The sequence below is a fragment of the Rickettsia sp. Oklahoma-10 genome, assembly GCF_039954865.1.
In the GTDB taxonomy this organism is placed as follows: domain Bacteria; phylum Pseudomonadota; class Alphaproteobacteria; order Rickettsiales; family Rickettsiaceae; genus Rickettsia; species Rickettsia oklahomensis.
Genome location: NZ_CP157197.1, coordinates 1,110,748 through 1,128,911 on the forward strand (window position 1 = coordinate 1,110,748; position 18,164 = coordinate 1,128,911).

Sequence of the window (18,164 nt, forward strand, 5' to 3'; positions counted from 1 at the left end):
ACACGATAAATAAGACAATGAGGTGCAACTTAACACACTCCATATACTAGCGTTGATAGTACGTGAATATGACATAATCTTACTGATAGTGGAAAACTAAAGCCTATTAGGAACCAAGTTAAATAAAACTGATATCCTAAATATTGATTAAATATATAATTAATATATTCAGTCAAAGCTATTAAGATGACAATTATAACTAAGTTGAAGAAATAATGTAATTTTGATTGAGAGCTCCAAATATTTATAAAATAACCACCAAGAAATAGTAAAACCGAATAATCCCCAAAATACCGTCCATACCCATGCAAAACAATACACGTCAATAATTTGAAGATAAGCTACCATAGGCACGGTTGACATCCATATCAACGCTCCAAGCATAAAAGGATATTTGTGAATAATCTCCTCTCTAATTAAACTATATACAAAAGCAATAACCATTATTCCAATTGTTACAGACGCAATAATATCAACTGGATAATGATAACCCTTATAAATCAGCAAAAATCCAATACCAGTTAAAATCACTACTATTATTATTCTTAACAAGGCATGTCTAATATTCGCAAAAAACCAACAGTAAAATACTACACCACTACTCATATGACCGCCAGGGAAAGTAAAACCTTTAACATTTAGAGTAGGATAAAGGTATTTCAAATGTATATTTGAGCAATATATTTAAAATTATAGTGAAAAGTAATACACAAATAGCTTGTGCAAATAATTGCCTACTAAATATAGTAAATCCGAGTATTATGGCTATATTCCTGACCAAATGATAAAAAAATTTTTGTTAAATAATGAAAAAATACCTTTATATTTAACTAATGAAAATTCTGTTAACTGGTAAGAATTCGTTAAATATTGATTTTTGCGATTCTAGAATTAAAGAGTGGTGTACAAAATTGCAAAGAGGACCAGGGTTTTTCTTAACGGAAAAAGAATGAATAATTACATATCTATTTCACCTGATATTAAAGGAGAATGGAGGTTTGGGTGGTATAATATAAGTTTTACTCCAGACAGCAATTTCGCAGCTCATCAAACTTATAAGGTCACTAATTGAAGATAATGTATTTCCTGATTTTATCGGTTTAAACATTAACAACATAAGTTTCACAACTTTACCTCTGCTTCCTATTATTAAAGAAATGAATTATCTGCAGGATAATATCGATATTTCCAAAAAATTTTTTCACACTAAAATAGCATTTAACTATCCTATCGATCCTAAGATATTAAGTCGTGGTATGAAATCTTATCGCTTTCCCATTGCATAATTTATAATGAAACTCTTAATAGGTTTAAAGTTATTTATCACCTTAAACCCTATTTGTCTTATACATCTTAAATTTTTTGAATAATGTGAAAAAATATTATTCAACTCATCAGTCAACTTATACATAATAAAATTATCGTCTTGCCTTAGCTTTTGATATTCTTGTAACGTACCATTATTACTAATTACCATGCTTAAAGTCTCTATATCCTTTATACCTTGATTAAGACCTTGCCCAGCGAGTGGATGCACAATGTGTGCAGTGTCGGCAATAAGCACCATCTTATTATGAAAATATCTATTTGCCATACAAGCTTTCAATGGGAAGCTACTTATCGTACTATTAATAGTAATTTTACCTAGGGAATTACCTACATTCCTTTGAGTTAAAAATCTCACTTCTTCTACAGGCAAATTCATAATTAAAGCAGCTTGATCAGAAGAAGTGGACCATATTACGGAAGAAGCATATTGATCTTTTAAAGGCAACAAAGCAAAAGGACCAAGCGGTAGGAAATGCTCCATAGCACTATTTTCATGCGGCTTTTCATGCTTAATATTAAATGTAAGCGCGGTTTGATAAGATTTTTCAATGTTATTAGCAAAATAATGAAACCTCACTTTTGAATTTGCTCCATCACATATAATTAATAAATCACATTTAATTTGTTCATTATCAAATTTTATAATCGAATAGTTATGGTAACTTATAACTTCTTGATATTTATAATTATCAATTAATGTTACTAGAGGATTATTAGTTATTTTTGACAATAATATTTTTTTTAAATCACTATTTTTTACTACATACCCCAGCAAGTTATTATAGTCATTTCGTAAATCTAATATCTCTGATGCTTTATTATCTACTACATATACATCTTGCATTCCTGCGGTAAACTCTTCAAGCTCTTTCCATATATCAATAGAGGATAAGAAATTTTTAGAATGCGGCGTTAAAGCAGTTGTTCTTATATCTTTAAAAAATTCCGGATTTTTTACTGACTTACTCTCGAATATAGTAGTTTCAATTCCTTTTTTTGCAAAAGAAAGAGCTGTGAGCATACCACTCAGACCACATCCTAAAATTACTATATTAGTCATCTTTCCAATCTCTACTTCTAGAGGTAAATTGTGTGTGTCGATCCAACACTTGCATCCTCACATACACTTATATACTCTACAGCACTACATTTCGTGTTCCTTACAAATTCTTCTCTACAAGCGAATTTGGAAAGATACATATTAATCTTTTGTGTTTTCATTCGACTCATGTATAAAATATTTTAAATATCCGTTTGTTGCTATAAAGCTTAGGAGAAAATAAATAATTGCTATATCCAAATATGAACTATTTCCTGAGTATAAGCCTAAACAACAAATAAATAAACTTACAATAGTCGTAAAACTGTTTAACAATAATAGCTTGGTAAAAATATCTGTTTTCTTAATAAATAGGTAGGTTATTAAGCAAATAAATAACGAAATAATCATTAAAAAGATATTAAGCATAATTTAAAATAAGTATATATAAATAATCACCTATAATACTACAAACTGCAAATAAAATTAATTTAAATTCCTTAAATAATTTTAATATTATGTAATCTTAACCAATCTTTACATTATGAAATAGCTATTGTGATAAAAATGTTATAAAAATATGTTGCTTTCTTTTACATTCGGCATTAACGTATTAACATTAATATTTTTAAGGTAAATTGTAATGTCACCAATAGATGTTTTAATAGTAGACGATGAAGAGGATATACGAAATATCATTGCTGCAATTTTGAAAGATGAAGGCTTTAACCCTAGGGTTGCCGCTAATAGTACTCAGACTCTTAAAATACTATCCGAAAAACCAATCTCTGCTGTTATACTTGATATTTGGCTTCAAGGAAGCGAAATGGACGGCCTTGGAATTTTAGAGATAATTAAAAAACGCTATCCTTTAATACCAGTAATAATTATTAGTGGTCACGGTACTATAGAAACAGCAGTAAATGCTATCAAAATGGGGGCTTATGATTATATAGAAAAACCATTTAATAATGATAAATTAGTTATTTTACTGAAAAGAGCTTGTGAAGTAACAAAGTTAAAACGTGAAAATATAGATTTGAAATCAAAGGTTATAGATAAAACTGAATTAGTAGGTAGATGTTCGGTAACTCTAAAATATAAAATGGAAATAGAAAAGGCCGCTAGTTCTAGCAGTCGTATAATGATTCACGGTAAAGTTGGTAGTGGTAAAGAACTTGCAGCAAGGTTAATTCATAAACAATCTAAAAGGGCTAATAATCCATTCATTATTTTCAGCCCCACCTGTATGACTGCAGACAAAATAAACCAAGAATTATTTGGCGAAGCGGAAAAACAAGCAAATAATAATAAACGTCCTACTATCTTAGAATTTGCTAATAACGGTACTTTATATATAGATGAGATTAGTAATATTCCTATGTCTATCCAAGTAAAATTATTAAAATTTCTTAAAGACCAAACTATCACAAAACCTTGTGGGGGCAATATTAAGGTTGATATAAAAATTATTACCGGCACTTCTAAAAATATCCAAGACGAAGTTAATAACGGTAAATTTCTAGAAGATCTATACTATCGTCTTAATGTATTCTCTCTAAAAGTACCTGCATTATATGAAATAAAAGAAGATATACCATTACTTGTAAAATATTTTGTTAAGCAACTTTCAAAATTTTCAGGTTTAAAAGAGCGTGCCTTTGCAGATGAAACTATTGCAGCTCTTCAATCCTATGAATGGCCAGGCAATATTAGACAATTACGTAACGTTGTTGAATGGACTTTAATTATGAATCCGCTAACTACAGGTAATAATGAAATTATCAAACCTTATATGATACCTTCAGAAATATTAGCAAATAGTGCTAATCTTACAAAGCTTGAAGATAGTTTTGATATGTTAGCTATGCCGCTTAGAGAAGCCAGAGAAGTTTTTGAGCGTCAATATCTAGCGGCACAAATGAGTCGTTTTAACAACAATATTTCAAAAACATCATCATTTGTCGGTATGGAAAGATCGGCTTTGCATCGTAAATTAAAATTATTAAGCTTACATGTACCTACTGCAAATAGAATAAAGGAAGAAGAATATGAGGCAGCAAATACTTAAAGTCATATCCATAATTATTATTTACTTGTTATTAAGCAGCTGTTTTGAATCTACCCGTGATGCAAATGGATTACTTACAGATCACCAAAGTACGGTAATTCAGAATTATATAATATCACAAAATTCTAAAAAACTTCAAGTGAACCTTAAAGAGAAGTTCGGTTCAAATTTAAAAGGAGTAAAATTAATAGGAGTTAAACTAATAAATGAAGATTTATCAGGAATAGATTTAACTTCCTGTGAAATATTACGTACTAATTTTGCAGGTAGCAATTTAGAAAAATCTATATTAACAAATGCTATAATACAAGAAAGTCATTTTGCCGATTCAGTAATAAAAAATATTTCCGGATATAATGCTGACTTTCGAGGTTCAATTTTTAACAAAATAACATTACAAAATACAAATTTTGTTCAATCAAATTTTAGTGATACTGCATTTAATAAAACTACTATAAAAAATGTTAACTTTGAAAACTCTAAATTTAGTCATGTATTATGGAGCAATACTACTATCGATGGTGTTAATTTTCAAAAAGCTAACCTAAAGAATAATAGCTTTAAAAATACTAATATAACAAATTCAATATTTTACGGTACGGATTTAGAAAAAAGTGTAATAAATAATACCAATTTTACTAATAATTATTTTGAATCTAGCGACCTAAGTCAAACTAAATTAACAACAGTAATAATTAAGGATTCTAACTTCACACAAAGTATTTTTAATGAAGTAAGCTTTAATAATGTACAAAGTAACAATTCTTTCTTTTCATACGCTTCCTTCCAAGATTCAATATTACAAAATATTATTTTTACTAAATGTGATTTACAAAACAGCACAATTAGTAGTGCAGTTTTAAATCAGTTTAAAATTGATAATAGTATATTAAATAATATGAGTCTAAACAATAATAAATTTAATAATTTATCTATAAAAAATAGTACTGCTCATTTTGTAAGGATTAATAAAACTAAAGGTTCAAATCTTACTTTAGATAATATTAGCTATACTAACAATATTTTTAGCAATAATGATTTTAAACAATTTATAGTAATTAATACCGATTTAACTGGCAGTGAAATAATAAACTCAAATATAACTAACGGACAATTTAATAATGTAAATTTTACTAAAACTGTCATACAAAATGTAAATTTTACAGATGTTAAAATTAATTTAGGAAATTTAAACCAAGTAGCTCTAATAAATTCCAATCTAATAAATACTATAGTTATTGATTCTACCCTTTCTAATTCACAAATAAATAATATTAACTACCAAGCATATTCTAGTTTTATTAATACTAATGTTTCTAATAATATTATTTTAAATAGTGATAATTCGAATAAAACCCTACCAAATAATATAATAATACACTCAGCAAAAGATCTACAAAAAATAACTAACTTAGCAAATATGAATTTAACAAATTTTGATTTGAGCAATTTAATATTTGATAGAGTAGATTTTTCAAATAGTATTTTTAAAAATGCTAACCTAACAAATACGGCAATTAAAAACTCTTTCTTACAAAACGTAGATTTTTCTGCAACAACAATTTCTAAAACAGATTTTTCAAACTCAATATTAACAGATAGCATATTTAAATCAGCTAAAATTGATCAGGCTAACTTTAGTAAAGCTGACCTAACAAACGTTGATTTTAGTGATGCAACAATTAAAAATACTTCGTTTAACGAAGCTAAGATAGGAGGAATGAACGGGGTGGAATAATTTATTTAAACATCATAGCTAAACAACTGCAAAGAGTACAGCAATACCATGCAATAAAGCCAATCACACAACGTGGCAATGAGTATACTTCACGTAAATAAAAATTAGTAGAAGACAATCAACTTAAAAAAGAGCAAGGAGTCTATAAGCTGAGGAGCAAAGCATAATACGAGCACTGGAGGACTGACAAAAACAATATATCCAATTTTTCAAGTTGATCAAGTATATGTCCTACATTTGGTTGCTTTTTAAAAACCTTACTTTAGTAGAAAAATATTAAACGGTATAAATGCATTATTATTTATAAACGTAGGACATTGTTTCTTCATTCTATTAATCATTTGTTGTTATTTAAGATTATTTTCTTTTGTTTTCCGGCTATCCTTTTATAGATTTAGTAGTTTAATCAGTTTCTACAAATATTTCCTGAGGAGTTTGTAGCTGATCAATTTGCTCAATAATGTTTTAATCTTCTTTTATCTTTGGTTTTACTCCTTTCACATCAATATATTTTATAACTTTTTTAATTTTATTTAAGATTCTTTTACTTGTTTTTGGAAAATTTTTGGGGCAATGACTTAATCAAGTTAATAAAACTACTACATATTTCTTTTAGAATATTAACTGCAGGTAAAGCTATTTTCTGTATTCATACATAATATTTTACATAACCCGCTAGCAACAACCTAATATTTTAGACTCATATTCTTAGACATAGGAGATTTATGTCTAAGAATATCCCTAACTTCAGTTAGATTATTAGCTAAATAAAGTAATGCTTTTTCTCCTCTAACTTGGTAGATTGATTAGCACATAACTAGCTATATCTGCCTGAACATCTATAGTATCAATAAGTATTATATTTTTAGTATCATTAAAAGAAAGGATGTCTTTGTTTGCGTTATATGGCTATCTTCTCTTAATTTATCTAGCACATCATATAGTTTATAAATACTTATCCAACACATCCGACATGATTTTACGAGCTATTGGGGCAGCTGCTTTACTCCCCCCTCCCCCATGATCAATAAAAACAGTAATGGAATATTGAGGATTATGATAAGGAGCGAAACCTAAGAATAAGGCATGATTACGCCTTTTCCAAGCAATAGAATCACGGCTTAAATCGTCTTTAGCATTTAGTTTACTTTGTACTTGAGAAGTACCTGTTTTACCAGCAAGTTTCCTATTTTCCCCTAGAATTCTATTATAGTACGCTGTACCTCCCGCAATATTAACAGTATTATATAAACTGTCTTGTATTATTTTGATATTTTCAGGCTTAATATTGACATTATAAAATTCCGGATTATTTTTTAATATTCTGGGTGTATAGAGCTTGCCATGGCTTGCAATAGCTGTAATAAATCTTGCAAGCTGAATTGGTGTCACTCCTAAAAATCCCTGCCCAATTGCTAAATTAAAACTATCCCCTATTGACCAAGGCAACTTGAATTTTTTCTTTTTCCATTCTTTGGAAGGGATAAAACCCGTATTTTCAGGAGCTAAATCAATACCGGTCTTTGAACCAAATCCAAATTCTCTGGCAACTTCAAGAATTTTATCCGGCCCTATTATTCTTGCTAATTCATACATATAAATATTACAAGAATGTTTTAAAGCAGACATCATATCAAGAGTACCATGTCCACTATGATTCCAACATCTAAAGCTATTAGTATTCAGGGCAGAGCTACCATCACAAAAAACGGTTTTATTAGGATCAATCCCTAGTTCAAGGGCTGCAAGTACAGTAATTATTTTAAAAACTGAACCTGGAGGATATGAGTTTTGTATCACCTTATTAATTAAAGGTTTATACGGATCTCCTGTTAAACTTTGCCAATAATTTTCAGATAATTTACTGAAATTATTGGATTCAAAACCTGGTGTAGAAGCACAAATTAATACGTTTCCGGTTCTAGTATCCAGCACTATTGCTGAAGAACCTTTAGGATTTAAATATTGCCATATCTTTTGTTGAAGAGAAGCATCAATATTTAAATATATATCTTCACCTGATTTAGTAGGGGTACCTGATATTTCTCTTACCTGTTTACCGTAAGCATTGACTTCTACTTTTTTATAACCAAATTCTCCTCGTAATTTGTTATCATAATATTTTTCAATACCGGACTTACCTATATTAAAATCACTTAAACTATATATATTTAACTCTTTCTTCTCTTGCTCATTTATTTGACCAAGATAACCTATTAAGTGAGAAGTAACACTTGAAAAAGGATAAAACCTCAAATATCCTATATCAATAAATATTGAAGCTAGTTTATGTTTTTGTTCTTCAATCACTGATACTTGCTGCCAATCAAGCTGATCAAATATTACTAAAGGTACATGACGACTAGATTTTTTAATCTTTTGTTTAATAAAATTAAATTTTTCTAAAGATAAATTTAAAATATTACTAATTATTTCTAATTCATCTCTATAATTATTATTAATGCTTCTATCTATTACTAGTTGATAGCATGGTTTATTAGTAGCTAGAATATTGCCGTCTAAATCATAAATGCTTCCTCTACTAGGAGGTAGTACAACAAAATTAATACGGTTTTTATCTGATAAAGTCTTATATTCTTCACTTTTAATAAGCTGTAAATAAAACATTCTTATTCCAAGCAAAGATAAAAATCCGAGTTTACCGACTCCGATTACAAATGCCCTTCGTGAAATTAACTCACCATGTAGTATTTTTTTATTTAGCATACTTCTTAAAGTAATTCATAGGCGGGTCAAGTATAAGACGAACTAAATTATAAGAAAATATAGTTGTAAAAAATTGAAAGGAAATTGTTAAATATCCGTCTGTGTCTAACTTTTTGATTGTTACTAGTAAATACTTAAAATATAATATAAATAAACAATAAACGCAAAAAATAATGAAATGTATCAAATAATTTTTAGTTACACAATATTTTGAAGATACTTTATAAATCATATATGCCAATAAAAAAACTAAAGAATTTGTACCGATAGGTGTCCCACTTATTTGATCTATCAATAGACCGAGGAAAAACATTCCAAAAATATTTAATGAATATAACGACATAAAATAATAAATAAATATAATTTCTACCGCCGGAAAAATTCTGCTTTGAATATTTATTCTATAACTTACCAACGGAAATAATATTATAAAAAAACATAATAAAGCAAACAATAATTTTAATATTATTTGTAAGCTATTTTTATATATTTCTTGTTTTATTTTTAACATAAAGAGTTTTTTATATTATTTTGTCGGCAATTGTCATGTTACAGTTTGATTGGCAATTAGGTTGTCATCCCGCGACTTAATCGCGGGATGACAACAAGAAATCTAATGAACCCAACAATCAAACCATATCCAACGTGTACAAAATATAAATTAATTTTCTATTTTGTACAGTGTAAAAAAATGAATATAGACTCTACTAATTCACAACAAGTTTATTCATTAAATTTCCATTTTTTGACATAAAAAACCTCCTTTTTATCTTATAAGTAAAGATTAATTTTTAACTTTCCTCTTCATTTTGTTCTATCGGTTCTAAACCATATAAAGATATCATACGTTCAAAAACTCTACCGGCAGTCGGAGCAGCCGTCCAGCTTGCTGTCGCAAAACCAAAGCTTTCTTTATTAGGCTTTGGTTCATCAAACCTGATAAAAATAACATATTGCGGATTAGATGCAGGTAGTACACCTAAAAATGATGAAGCTCTACTATTTTTAAGATATTTCTTTTTACCTCCTGCACCTTGTGAAAGTTTTTCTGCTGTACCTGTCTTGCCGCCAACAAGATAGCCTTTGACTTCTGCCCTTTTGCCATTACCTTCTTTTACTACCGATCTAAATAATTTCTTCATTTGGGTAGAGGTATTTTCACTAAAAACCCTTGTACCTATTACTTTTTCATCCTTTCTTTTTAATAAAGTAAGATCATATAAAGTACCGCCGTTAACAACCGGTAACATTGCTCTAACAAAATGCAAGGGACTAATTGAAATGCCATAGCCATACGACATAGTAACACTCGTTAACTCATTCCACCTTTTTTCGGAAGGAAATAACGGCGTACCCCGTTCCGGCAATTCTATTTGTAACTGATCTAATAACCCTAATTTTTTTAGATATTTTTTAAAATTGCTTTTGCCAATTTCAAGCATAATTTGACTTGTACCAATATTTGAAGAATATAGAAAAATCTCAGGTACACTATGCCACCCTTGCCTTGGCGTATAATCCTTAAGCTGGAACCCTCCTACTTTCATATAACTAATGTCATAAGCATCGTTCATATTTATTGCACCGGTATCAAAACCGACTGCCAGAGTTAATGCCTTAAACACTGAACCCATTTCATAAATGCCAAGACTTGCTATATTAAATAACTCTTCTGGTCTTGCTAAATTAGGATGATGAGGATCGAAATCAGGCTTATTTACTAATGCTAAAATCTCGCCGTTATTTGGATTGGCAATAATTCCTACTGCTCCTATAGCATTAAATTGCTTTAAAGTTTTATCAATCTCCTCACTTAAAATACTTTGCAACCTTATATCAATTGATAATTTAAGTGGCTCTTTCCAGTTCCCTGGTTCATTTAATGCATGATCGGAATTAGTTAAATACTTATCATAAGCGAGTTCTAGGCCACTAAGCCCCACCGAATCTCTACCTACATAACCGACAACATGGGACAATAAATTAGAAAAGATATAAATTCGTTTCTGCTCTTCTTCAAAATCAAAACCCAGTAACCCAAGACTAGTGATTTTTTCTTGCTGACTAGGTAATAAATCTCTTTTAACCCATATAAAATTTTTATTTGACTTAAGTTCTGCAAGTAATTTAGCTTTATTAATATCAGGTAAAATTTCCGCTAGCTTTTTTACAGAAGTTTCAGGATCAAGTACTATTTGTGGATTAGCAAATAATGACGCAGAAGGTAGATTAACTGCTAATAAATTACCGTTACGATCAACTATTTCTTTTCTAAATTGATTATTTTTTTTACAAGAATTGAGATTCTTATCGTAAACACTAGTAGCAACAATTATTAACCTATAAGATAAAGTACAAAAAAGAAAAGAAAATCCACAAATAACAATCAATAATCGGATTTTTATATTTTTACTACAAACATTCCAAATTATTAGACTTTTAATTGCAGGTTTCCATTTTTCTAAAATATATTTCATAAAATAAGTTGTCATCCCGTGACTTGATCACGGTATCTATATATAAATATTAATTTTTTGGATACCGCTCTAACAAGTGGCGGTATGACAATCACTTCACCCTACTCGAAACAGTCTGTATATACTTATTATTCGTAATTCTTCTATAACGCCATTTACTGTCCTTAGGAATACTAATATTATGAACAACTTTAATATTTTGGGTAGTAGTAGGTAGCAATGGATCCTTTATCATTTGATAAGATTTAACTGTTTCTAATTTTAAATAAGCCGCTACAAGCTTTTTTAGCCTAGCCGGTGACATTAGATAAGCTTGCTCTGCTTTTAAAATATGAATATTATTATTCTCACTATTTATTTGTTTTATAACACTATTTAATTGATAATCAAGGGTTGAGACCCGCTCCTTTATGCTAAACAAACTACATACTGCTATAATTGTTATCAATAATGTTAAATAATGGAATTTTCTTATACTCATAACTCATTTACTCATATATCAACTTTTGCTGCCCGCAGCTTTGCCGATCTTGCTCTAATATTCAATGCTACTTCTTTATCTGACGGTGCTAACACTTTGTTAGTAATAATCTTAAGCCATTTATTTGGATTAATGACCGTATAGTCTTTAGCATACTTTGATCTTGCTACCAGCTTTTCCGAATTTTCTTTAAAGAAATTCTTAACTATTCTATCTTCTAAAGAGTGAAAAGATACCACAACTAAACGTCCGTCTTTATTTAATATATTCTGCACATTTGCTAAAAATCTTTCTAATTCTCTCAGTTCATCGTTAATATAAATCCTAATAGCTTGAAAGGTTTTAGTTGCAGGATCAATTTTGCTTTTTCTAAATCCTATACTACTCCTAACAATCTCGGCTAACTTACCTGTACTATTAATTCTCACTGTTTTTCTATATTCTACAATTCTCTTAGCAATTCTGCGTGAAAAATGTTCATCACCATACTTGTAAAGTATGTCGGCAAGCTCCTTTTCTTTCACCGTATTTATAAATGTATCTGCACTTAACCCTTGTCCGCTCATACGCATATCTAATGGGCTGTCATGTAAAAATGAAAATCCTCTATCTGCTATATCTAACTGCATTGATGAAACACCCAAGTCTAGAACTATCCCATCAAATTTTTTGTCCTTAAGCTTTGTAAAACAATCCGCAAAATTCGTTTCTATAAAATCAAACCTAATACCATAATTTTGTTTAATTCTTTCAGCTATTTTAATCACATGCGGATCACGATCTAAAGCTATCACATAGCATTTACAGCTTTCTAATATTGCTTTGCTATACCCTCCTGCCCCAAACGTACAATCTAAATAAGATTCACCATCTTTTGGAGCTAAATTTGCTAGCATTTCATTTAGCATTACCGGTATATGAGATTGCGGCATTAATTTGCATTCCTTAGAGTTAACCGTTTTTCATGGGCAATTTTTTGAGCAGAATTTAAATATTTCTCAAAATTCTGTGGCTGCCAAATCTCAAAAATCACTCCCTTACCTACAAAACATGCTTGCTCCTCAATCCCTGCATGATGCATTAAAGACTGTGGCAATATAACTCTTCCCTCACCGTCAAACGAAAGTTGTACAGCTTCCCCAAATATTATGGTCTCAAATGCATCACGTTCCTTAGAATAAGGATCAAGTCTTTCAATCATTTGCTTTAATTTTTCTATATGCGAAATACCACACACCTCTATACAGTTATTCCTAATCGATGGATAGGCAATTACGCCATTAAATAATTCTTTTCCTAGTACCGCACGGTAATTCGCCGGCACCGACACCCGACTCTTTTTATCAACACCATTTATATACTTCGATAAAAATACATTCATTGGTATAGCCTGGGTTAATTTGGGATTTAATGGAAAATTATAGGATATTATAGGAATATAACGGAGTCAAGGGTTTTAATAACTTAACATTTAAAATATTGACATCAGTTTTAAACTAAGCTAGTTTAAAATCAGTTAAAAATTTAAAGGTTGAAAATGCAAGTAGTTGACATCCCAATGTAAAAACTCATTTATCCAAATTAATAAAATGAGCTGCAAACGGTGAAGAAATAATTTATGTAAATCAGTCAAGCCTACAGCTACAGTCAACGTGTATCATATAATTCTAAGAAGCAACAACGTAAACGTAGATGTTGGAAAGGGAAAGTTGTTATAAAAGAGTATTTTGATAACTTACCCAATAATTTTATAGATTTTTTACCTATTAGATACACATATTTTATTGCAGTGATTAAATAATGATAAACACCTGCCACATCAAATAGCAGAAGTTATAGCTAATCCTTATAATATAATTTTTGTAAGCAGTATCAACAAAAAACACGGGAGATTAATATTAAAAAATCTTTAGGAAAGCTAGAAGCTCCAAATAATCTAGAAAAAGCCATTAAGGTTAATGCATTGAAAAAATTACTGATTTCTACAGCTCATAGCACTTAATATTGCAAACTTGCTGTTATATCATAAAAACCCATTTGTATAGATTATTAATAGCCCAAGCAATAGTATAGAGGTTTAACCTTACTAACTTGTAATACTCACATATCTAAATATTCAGACATACGATTAAAGCTTAATAATATTAATTAAGTATTTTTACAATTTTAATATAATCAAGATTAATGAGACCTTTAAAAAGGTATTGATTTATTAATTTGTGTTATATCTTATTTTTAATATAAATAAAGGTTAATTATACCACAATTTGAATGTATAGCTACTTTACTTAGATCATTAGGAAATTACTTCTATACTCTACTATCATGCATTTATAAAAGATAATACTACCAATCTCCTAATAGATTTTGAAGAATGTGACAATAACACAAATTATAAATTTTATAATTGGGCAAGTATTAATGAGAAAATGTCCGGAAGAAAATAAATATACTAATTAACTCCATAATAAAAGATAGATACAAAATAAATTTTGTATTTTAGTTTTAAAAATTTTCGGTTTCTATTTTCGGCACCACTATACGATGTTATCGGGAATATAATAAAAGATTCAAATATACCAACTTTTTAATATAGGCTCTAATAATACCAAAGATTATATTATTTTTCAGAAACTTTACTTCATAGGCTTTAGTACTAACCATACATACTGTGCCGGATTTATTATATTTGATTCTTCCTTAACATTTTTATCATTTACTAAAGATGGAGTAGTAACAATTTGTTGTGTACTTTTTGCCATATTAGCTATTTTTAAAAATACAAGAATATTGTAAAAAGAATAAAAAACTTTAGACCAAACTAATGATTACTACTTATATGCTTATAGGATATACTAAGTAAAAAAGAAAATAAGTTTATAGAATATCAAGATAATATATATAATCCTGATAAAGATATTTATGAAAAAAATAGTATATTAAAAAATAATAACCTATATAAAAACTTAACTTAAATTTATGCTTAAAATACCTATAAATAATATTATCGTATTCATATACCTAATATCTATTCTACTCATTGGTATATATTACCGAGCTAAACATAGTAGTTTTAAGAACTATGCAAATGTTGAAAGCACAGTACAAAATAATAAACTATTACTAATAGCTACAATATTTGCAAGTTCTGTCGGAGGTGCTACCACATTCGGCATTATGGAAAAGGTTTTTTTAGGGCATGAATATTATGCTTACGCTCTTATACTTACAATACCGATAGATATATTAATTGCGATCTATGTAGTACCTCTAATTGCCAAACATTATGGAGCCGAAAGTATCGGCGATATACTAAGTACATATTACGGTAATATAGGTCGTTTTATCGGAGGAGTTAGTTCAGTTATAGTTTCAGTAGGGTTTTTGGCTGCTCAAATAAGTGTAAGCGGCTATATTTTTCAATATATCTTAGCAATAAATTATGTGAACGGGGTAATTTTAAGCTATAGTATAGTACTTATATATACTACAATTGGCGGTTTTCAATCTATTGTTTCCACTAATTTTTTACAATTTTTGGCGATGATAATCGCTATACCGACCATAACTTTTATCAGTTTAAATAAAATTGGTTTTGTAAATTTTATTAATAACTTCCAAAATGCAAATTTTGATCAAAGCAACTTACTGTCTTATACGATTACAGCAGCTTTAAACTTTAGCGTCATGAATCTATACCCTACATTTATCCAAAGAGCTTTAATTAACAAAAATTCAATACAAACTACTAAAGCAATATATGCAAAATCCGCTATATATTTATTCTTTTTAATTTGCATCACTTTAAACGGTTTAATTGCTTATAAGCTTTACCCAACCCAACAGTCAAATTTAGTATTACCTTATTTAATCAACCAAATCATCCCGCCTTTAATTCAAGGGATAGTCATGAGCGGCCTCTTAGCTGTTGTTATGTCTACTGCCGATTCTGATTTAAATGTTACTTCTATAGCTCTTGTTAAAGACATAATTAACCCTATACTTAAAGTAAAAAATCAGCATAAATTATTATTAATCGCCCGAATTATCAATATCCTAATAGGAAGTCTTGCAATAATTGTAGCCTTAAAATTTAATAATGTAATTGACTTAGTAGTGTTCTTCACCGGTTTTTGGGGGCCTGTAATATTAGTACCGTTAATAACAACACTTTTTGGTATCAGAGTATCTGAAAAAATAATGTTCTTATCATCACTTAGTGGAGCAGCCACTTTCTTAATATGGGAATATTATTCTCTATATCTAAAATATTTTAACCTCAAAGGAGTATTTGTAGGAACAATGACTAGCCTGATAATATTTATTTTAGGGCAGTATTATTCTAACTTCATTGTGAGAAAAGATTAATAATTAAATTATGAGGATCTTATGTTTAGACACAATAGTATCATTAAAAACGAAGAAGAAAATAAGTGCATAGCTATTCCCATTAAAAGAGAGAATGGTTTTATAAGATTTAGATACCATACAATTTATCAATGTTAAAACTGGATATTTACCTTGGACAACCCCTTATGCCCTAGACAGATCTTTGCATAAAACCTCTTCTCCAACAACAGAGAAAATATCGGTCATAATACATTACCGGAAATAAAAGAAAATGCTTCTTCTTAATTGGAATTACAGTAAAAAAACTATTGCGTGATAGCCCATTTCTGTAAAAGTGGGAATCCAATAACCACAATGCATAAGTACTATATAGTTTCTAAAACTAAAAAGTTTAAATTGCTTTACTTTTTTGAATTCGCACTTTTAAAGAAATGACCTTAAACGTTTTTCAAAACCATACAACTAATAAACATTTCTAATATCATGAGTTATAAATATTTATTTTATAACTTATATTAAAGCTACAACTTTTTTAGGGATAAAATTATGGCTCTTTACACAAGGTTGCAAAACATGATCTAAATGTTTACTATTATTGACGAGACAAATGAAACTCCTGAACCTATTTATAAGTGGAAGCGTAATAATTAATTATATTAAAAAAGGACTCAGAAGGATTACAAGACACTTGGATTATTTATTCTGTACCTAGTTATCAATAATAAAGCTATTAAAGAACCATGAGCAAAATGTATTAGTCATGAAGAATTTTAAATCATGAAATTCTGTGATATATAATAAAAAAGCATTAGCTGACAAAGTTAAATTAACTGCAGCTAAATTAATATAAAGTACAATAATTATGTAATGATTTAGTTAACCAGCATTCTATAAGCATTAATTTACAAGATCAATTAGTTATAAAATATTAGAGGATAAAAAATAATTAGCATGTGGGGATATGATGAGTAAGTCTTTGATTATATCTGAAGTAATTGAGATTTAATATGGCATTTGAAAAATATACAAATATAAAATGGAGTATGAAATGAATCTAAATTAAAAAATAATAAAACTAAAATTAGGGTTACTAGAATTGGCCAAGAGCCTTGGTAGTATATAATCAGCATGCAAAGCATGGGATATATTTTAGAGATAGCTATTATAGATTTAAAGAACCATATGAAACAGGTGAAGAAGACACATCATATGAGATTAATTGCAAGAAACCAATAATAGCTAATAGAGTAGATCTTGCTATAGAGAAAGCAGTGTATGGTCTAACAATAGATTGTTCAACTTATAGTTAATTAAGGGTATCAAATGAGTTAAAGAAGAAGGGAATATTAGTATTACCAGGAGGAGTAAGATCAATATGGCTTAGAAATGTAACAATTTAAGGCTTATAACTCAAATGGCTCAATATCATTCTAACTGAAGCACAGATACAAACTTTAGAGAAACGTAAGAATAATAAAGAGATACATGGGAGATATAACATCCAGATTATCTTAATTCTCAAGATACTTACTATTATGATCAACAGTAAATTCCTGTACTGCGTATTTTAACTGGTATCGGTGCAAATACAAAGGAAATATAGAGCATCATGCATTTGAACTATTTTTTTGGTATAGAAGGAATAGAGAACTATAACCAAAGTATATTCTCCTCAAACAAATGGTATTGGTGAAAGATTTCATAAAACTATGAAGAATGTATTTTTTTGACATGGGCACGAGACAGAAGATCTATTCTTCTCTTGAATTGCTATAAAAAGATCTAAATGAGTGATTATTTAATTATAATTATATGAGACTACATTCTGGAAATATAGTAAGACTCATATGCAAACTTTTGAGAACAGTAAAAAGCTGGCTCTTGAAAAGAAATAATGAGATACTATCTTTTAAGTATTATGTTTAACAGCAACACTTAACTGACAAATATTC

Annotated in this window: 12 protein-coding genes and 4 pseudogenes; 5 read left to right on the plus strand and 11 right to left on the minus strand. The window is 29.0% G+C overall.

Features of this window, described 5'->3' with window-relative positions:
- Nucleotides 1–168: 168 nt before the first annotated feature.
- Entirely contained in the window at nt 169–663 is a 495-nt protein-coding gene (locus AAGW17_RS04905; RefSeq protein ID WP_347938881.1) for a phosphatase PAP2 family protein, read from the minus strand.
- Between the two features lie 118 nt (nt 664–781).
- Between AAGW17_RS04905 and AAGW17_RS04910 the strand changes: the two are divergent.
- Nucleotides 782–1,247, plus strand: a pseudogene (locus AAGW17_RS04910) (hypothetical protein); the annotation flags it as partial.
- Between the two features lie 17 nt (nt 1,248–1,264).
- Here AAGW17_RS04910 and ubiH read toward each other — a convergent pair.
- Nucleotides 1,265–2,550: pseudogene (ubiH, locus tag AAGW17_RS04915) on the minus strand (2-octaprenyl-6-methoxyphenyl hydroxylase).
- Entirely contained in the window at nt 2,531–2,797 is a 267-nt protein-coding gene (locus tag AAGW17_RS04920) for a monovalent cation/H+ antiporter complex subunit F (protein WP_347938882.1), read from the minus strand. Before AAGW17_RS04920 ends, ubiH begins: the two are co-directional and overlap by 20 nt.
- 214 nt (nt 2,798–3,011) lie before the next feature.
- Here AAGW17_RS04920 and AAGW17_RS04925 point away from each other — a divergent pair, with 214 nt between their 5' ends.
- Both AAGW17_RS04925 and AAGW17_RS04930 read left to right on the plus strand, forming a co-directional pair.
- On the plus strand, nt 3,012–4,439 hold the full coding sequence (locus AAGW17_RS04925; protein WP_347938883.1) for a sigma-54-dependent transcriptional regulator: 1,428 nt from the start codon (nt 3,012–3,014) through the stop codon (nt 4,437–4,439).
- Nucleotides 4,432–6,177, plus strand: a complete 1,746-nt coding sequence (locus AAGW17_RS04930) for a pentapeptide repeat-containing protein (protein ID WP_347939431.1) — start codon at nt 4,432–4,434, stop codon at nt 6,175–6,177. The genes AAGW17_RS04925 and AAGW17_RS04930 overlap by 8 nt, the downstream gene beginning before the upstream one ends.
- A gap of 231 nt (nt 6,178–6,408) precedes the next feature.
- On the opposite strand, the pseudogene AAGW17_RS04935 reads toward AAGW17_RS04930, so the two are convergent.
- The 8 genes and pseudogenes from AAGW17_RS04935 to AAGW17_RS04970 form a co-directional block, all read right to left on the minus strand.
- Nucleotides 6,409–7,115: pseudogene (locus AAGW17_RS04935) on the minus strand (hypothetical protein); the annotation flags it as partial.
- Nucleotides 7,116–7,122: 7 nt separating this feature from the next.
- Nucleotides 7,123–8,904 (minus strand): penicillin-binding protein 2, encoded by a 1,782-nt coding sequence (mrdA, locus tag AAGW17_RS04940; RefSeq protein WP_347938884.1) that lies wholly within the window; start codon nt 8,902–8,904, stop codon nt 7,123–7,125.
- The gene (locus AAGW17_RS04945; protein ID WP_347938885.1) at nt 8,894–9,415 is read right to left on the minus strand and encodes a hypothetical protein; all 522 of its coding nucleotides are present in this window, start codon (nt 9,413–9,415) and stop codon (nt 8,894–8,896) included. Before AAGW17_RS04945 ends, mrdA begins: the two co-directional genes overlap by 11 nt.
- A gap of 280 nt (nt 9,416–9,695) precedes the next feature.
- Nucleotides 9,696–11,381, minus strand: coding sequence for a peptidoglycan D,D-transpeptidase FtsI family protein (locus AAGW17_RS04950; RefSeq protein ID WP_347939432.1), 1,686 nt, complete (start codon nt 11,379–11,381; stop codon nt 9,696–9,698).
- A gap of 91 nt (nt 11,382–11,472) precedes the next feature.
- Nucleotides 11,473–11,862: a cell division protein FtsL gene (gene ftsL, locus AAGW17_RS04955; RefSeq protein WP_347938886.1), complete on the minus strand. Its 390-nt coding sequence runs from the start codon at nt 11,860–11,862 to the stop codon at nt 11,473–11,475.
- Between the two features lie 11 nt (nt 11,863–11,873).
- Complete coding sequence (gene rsmH / locus AAGW17_RS04960) at nt 11,874–12,794, minus strand: 16S rRNA (cytosine(1402)-N(4))-methyltransferase RsmH (protein WP_347938887.1); 921 nt, start codon at nt 12,792–12,794, stop codon at nt 11,874–11,876.
- Nucleotides 12,794–13,243, minus strand: a complete 450-nt coding sequence (gene mraZ, locus AAGW17_RS04965) for a division/cell wall cluster transcriptional repressor MraZ (RefSeq protein ID WP_347938888.1) — start codon at nt 13,241–13,243, stop codon at nt 12,794–12,796. The genes rsmH and mraZ overlap by 1 nt, the downstream gene beginning before the upstream one ends.
- A gap of 1,255 nt (nt 13,244–14,498) precedes the next feature.
- Complete coding sequence (locus AAGW17_RS04970) at nt 14,499–14,624, minus strand: hypothetical protein (RefSeq protein WP_347938889.1); 126 nt, start codon at nt 14,622–14,624, stop codon at nt 14,499–14,501.
- A 217-nt stretch (nt 14,625–14,841) separates the two neighbouring features.
- On the opposite strand from AAGW17_RS04970, the gene AAGW17_RS04975 reads away from it, so the two are divergent.
- Both AAGW17_RS04975 and AAGW17_RS04980 read left to right on the plus strand, forming a co-directional pair.
- Nucleotides 14,842–16,230, plus strand: a complete 1,389-nt coding sequence (locus AAGW17_RS04975; RefSeq protein WP_347938890.1) for a sodium:solute symporter family protein — start codon at nt 14,842–14,844, stop codon at nt 16,228–16,230.
- A 1,048-nt stretch (nt 16,231–17,278) separates the two neighbouring features.
- Nucleotides 17,279–18,098 (plus strand): annotated as a pseudogene (locus tag AAGW17_RS04980) (integrase core domain-containing protein); the annotation flags it as partial.
- Nucleotides 18,099–18,164: the final 66 nt, after the last annotated feature.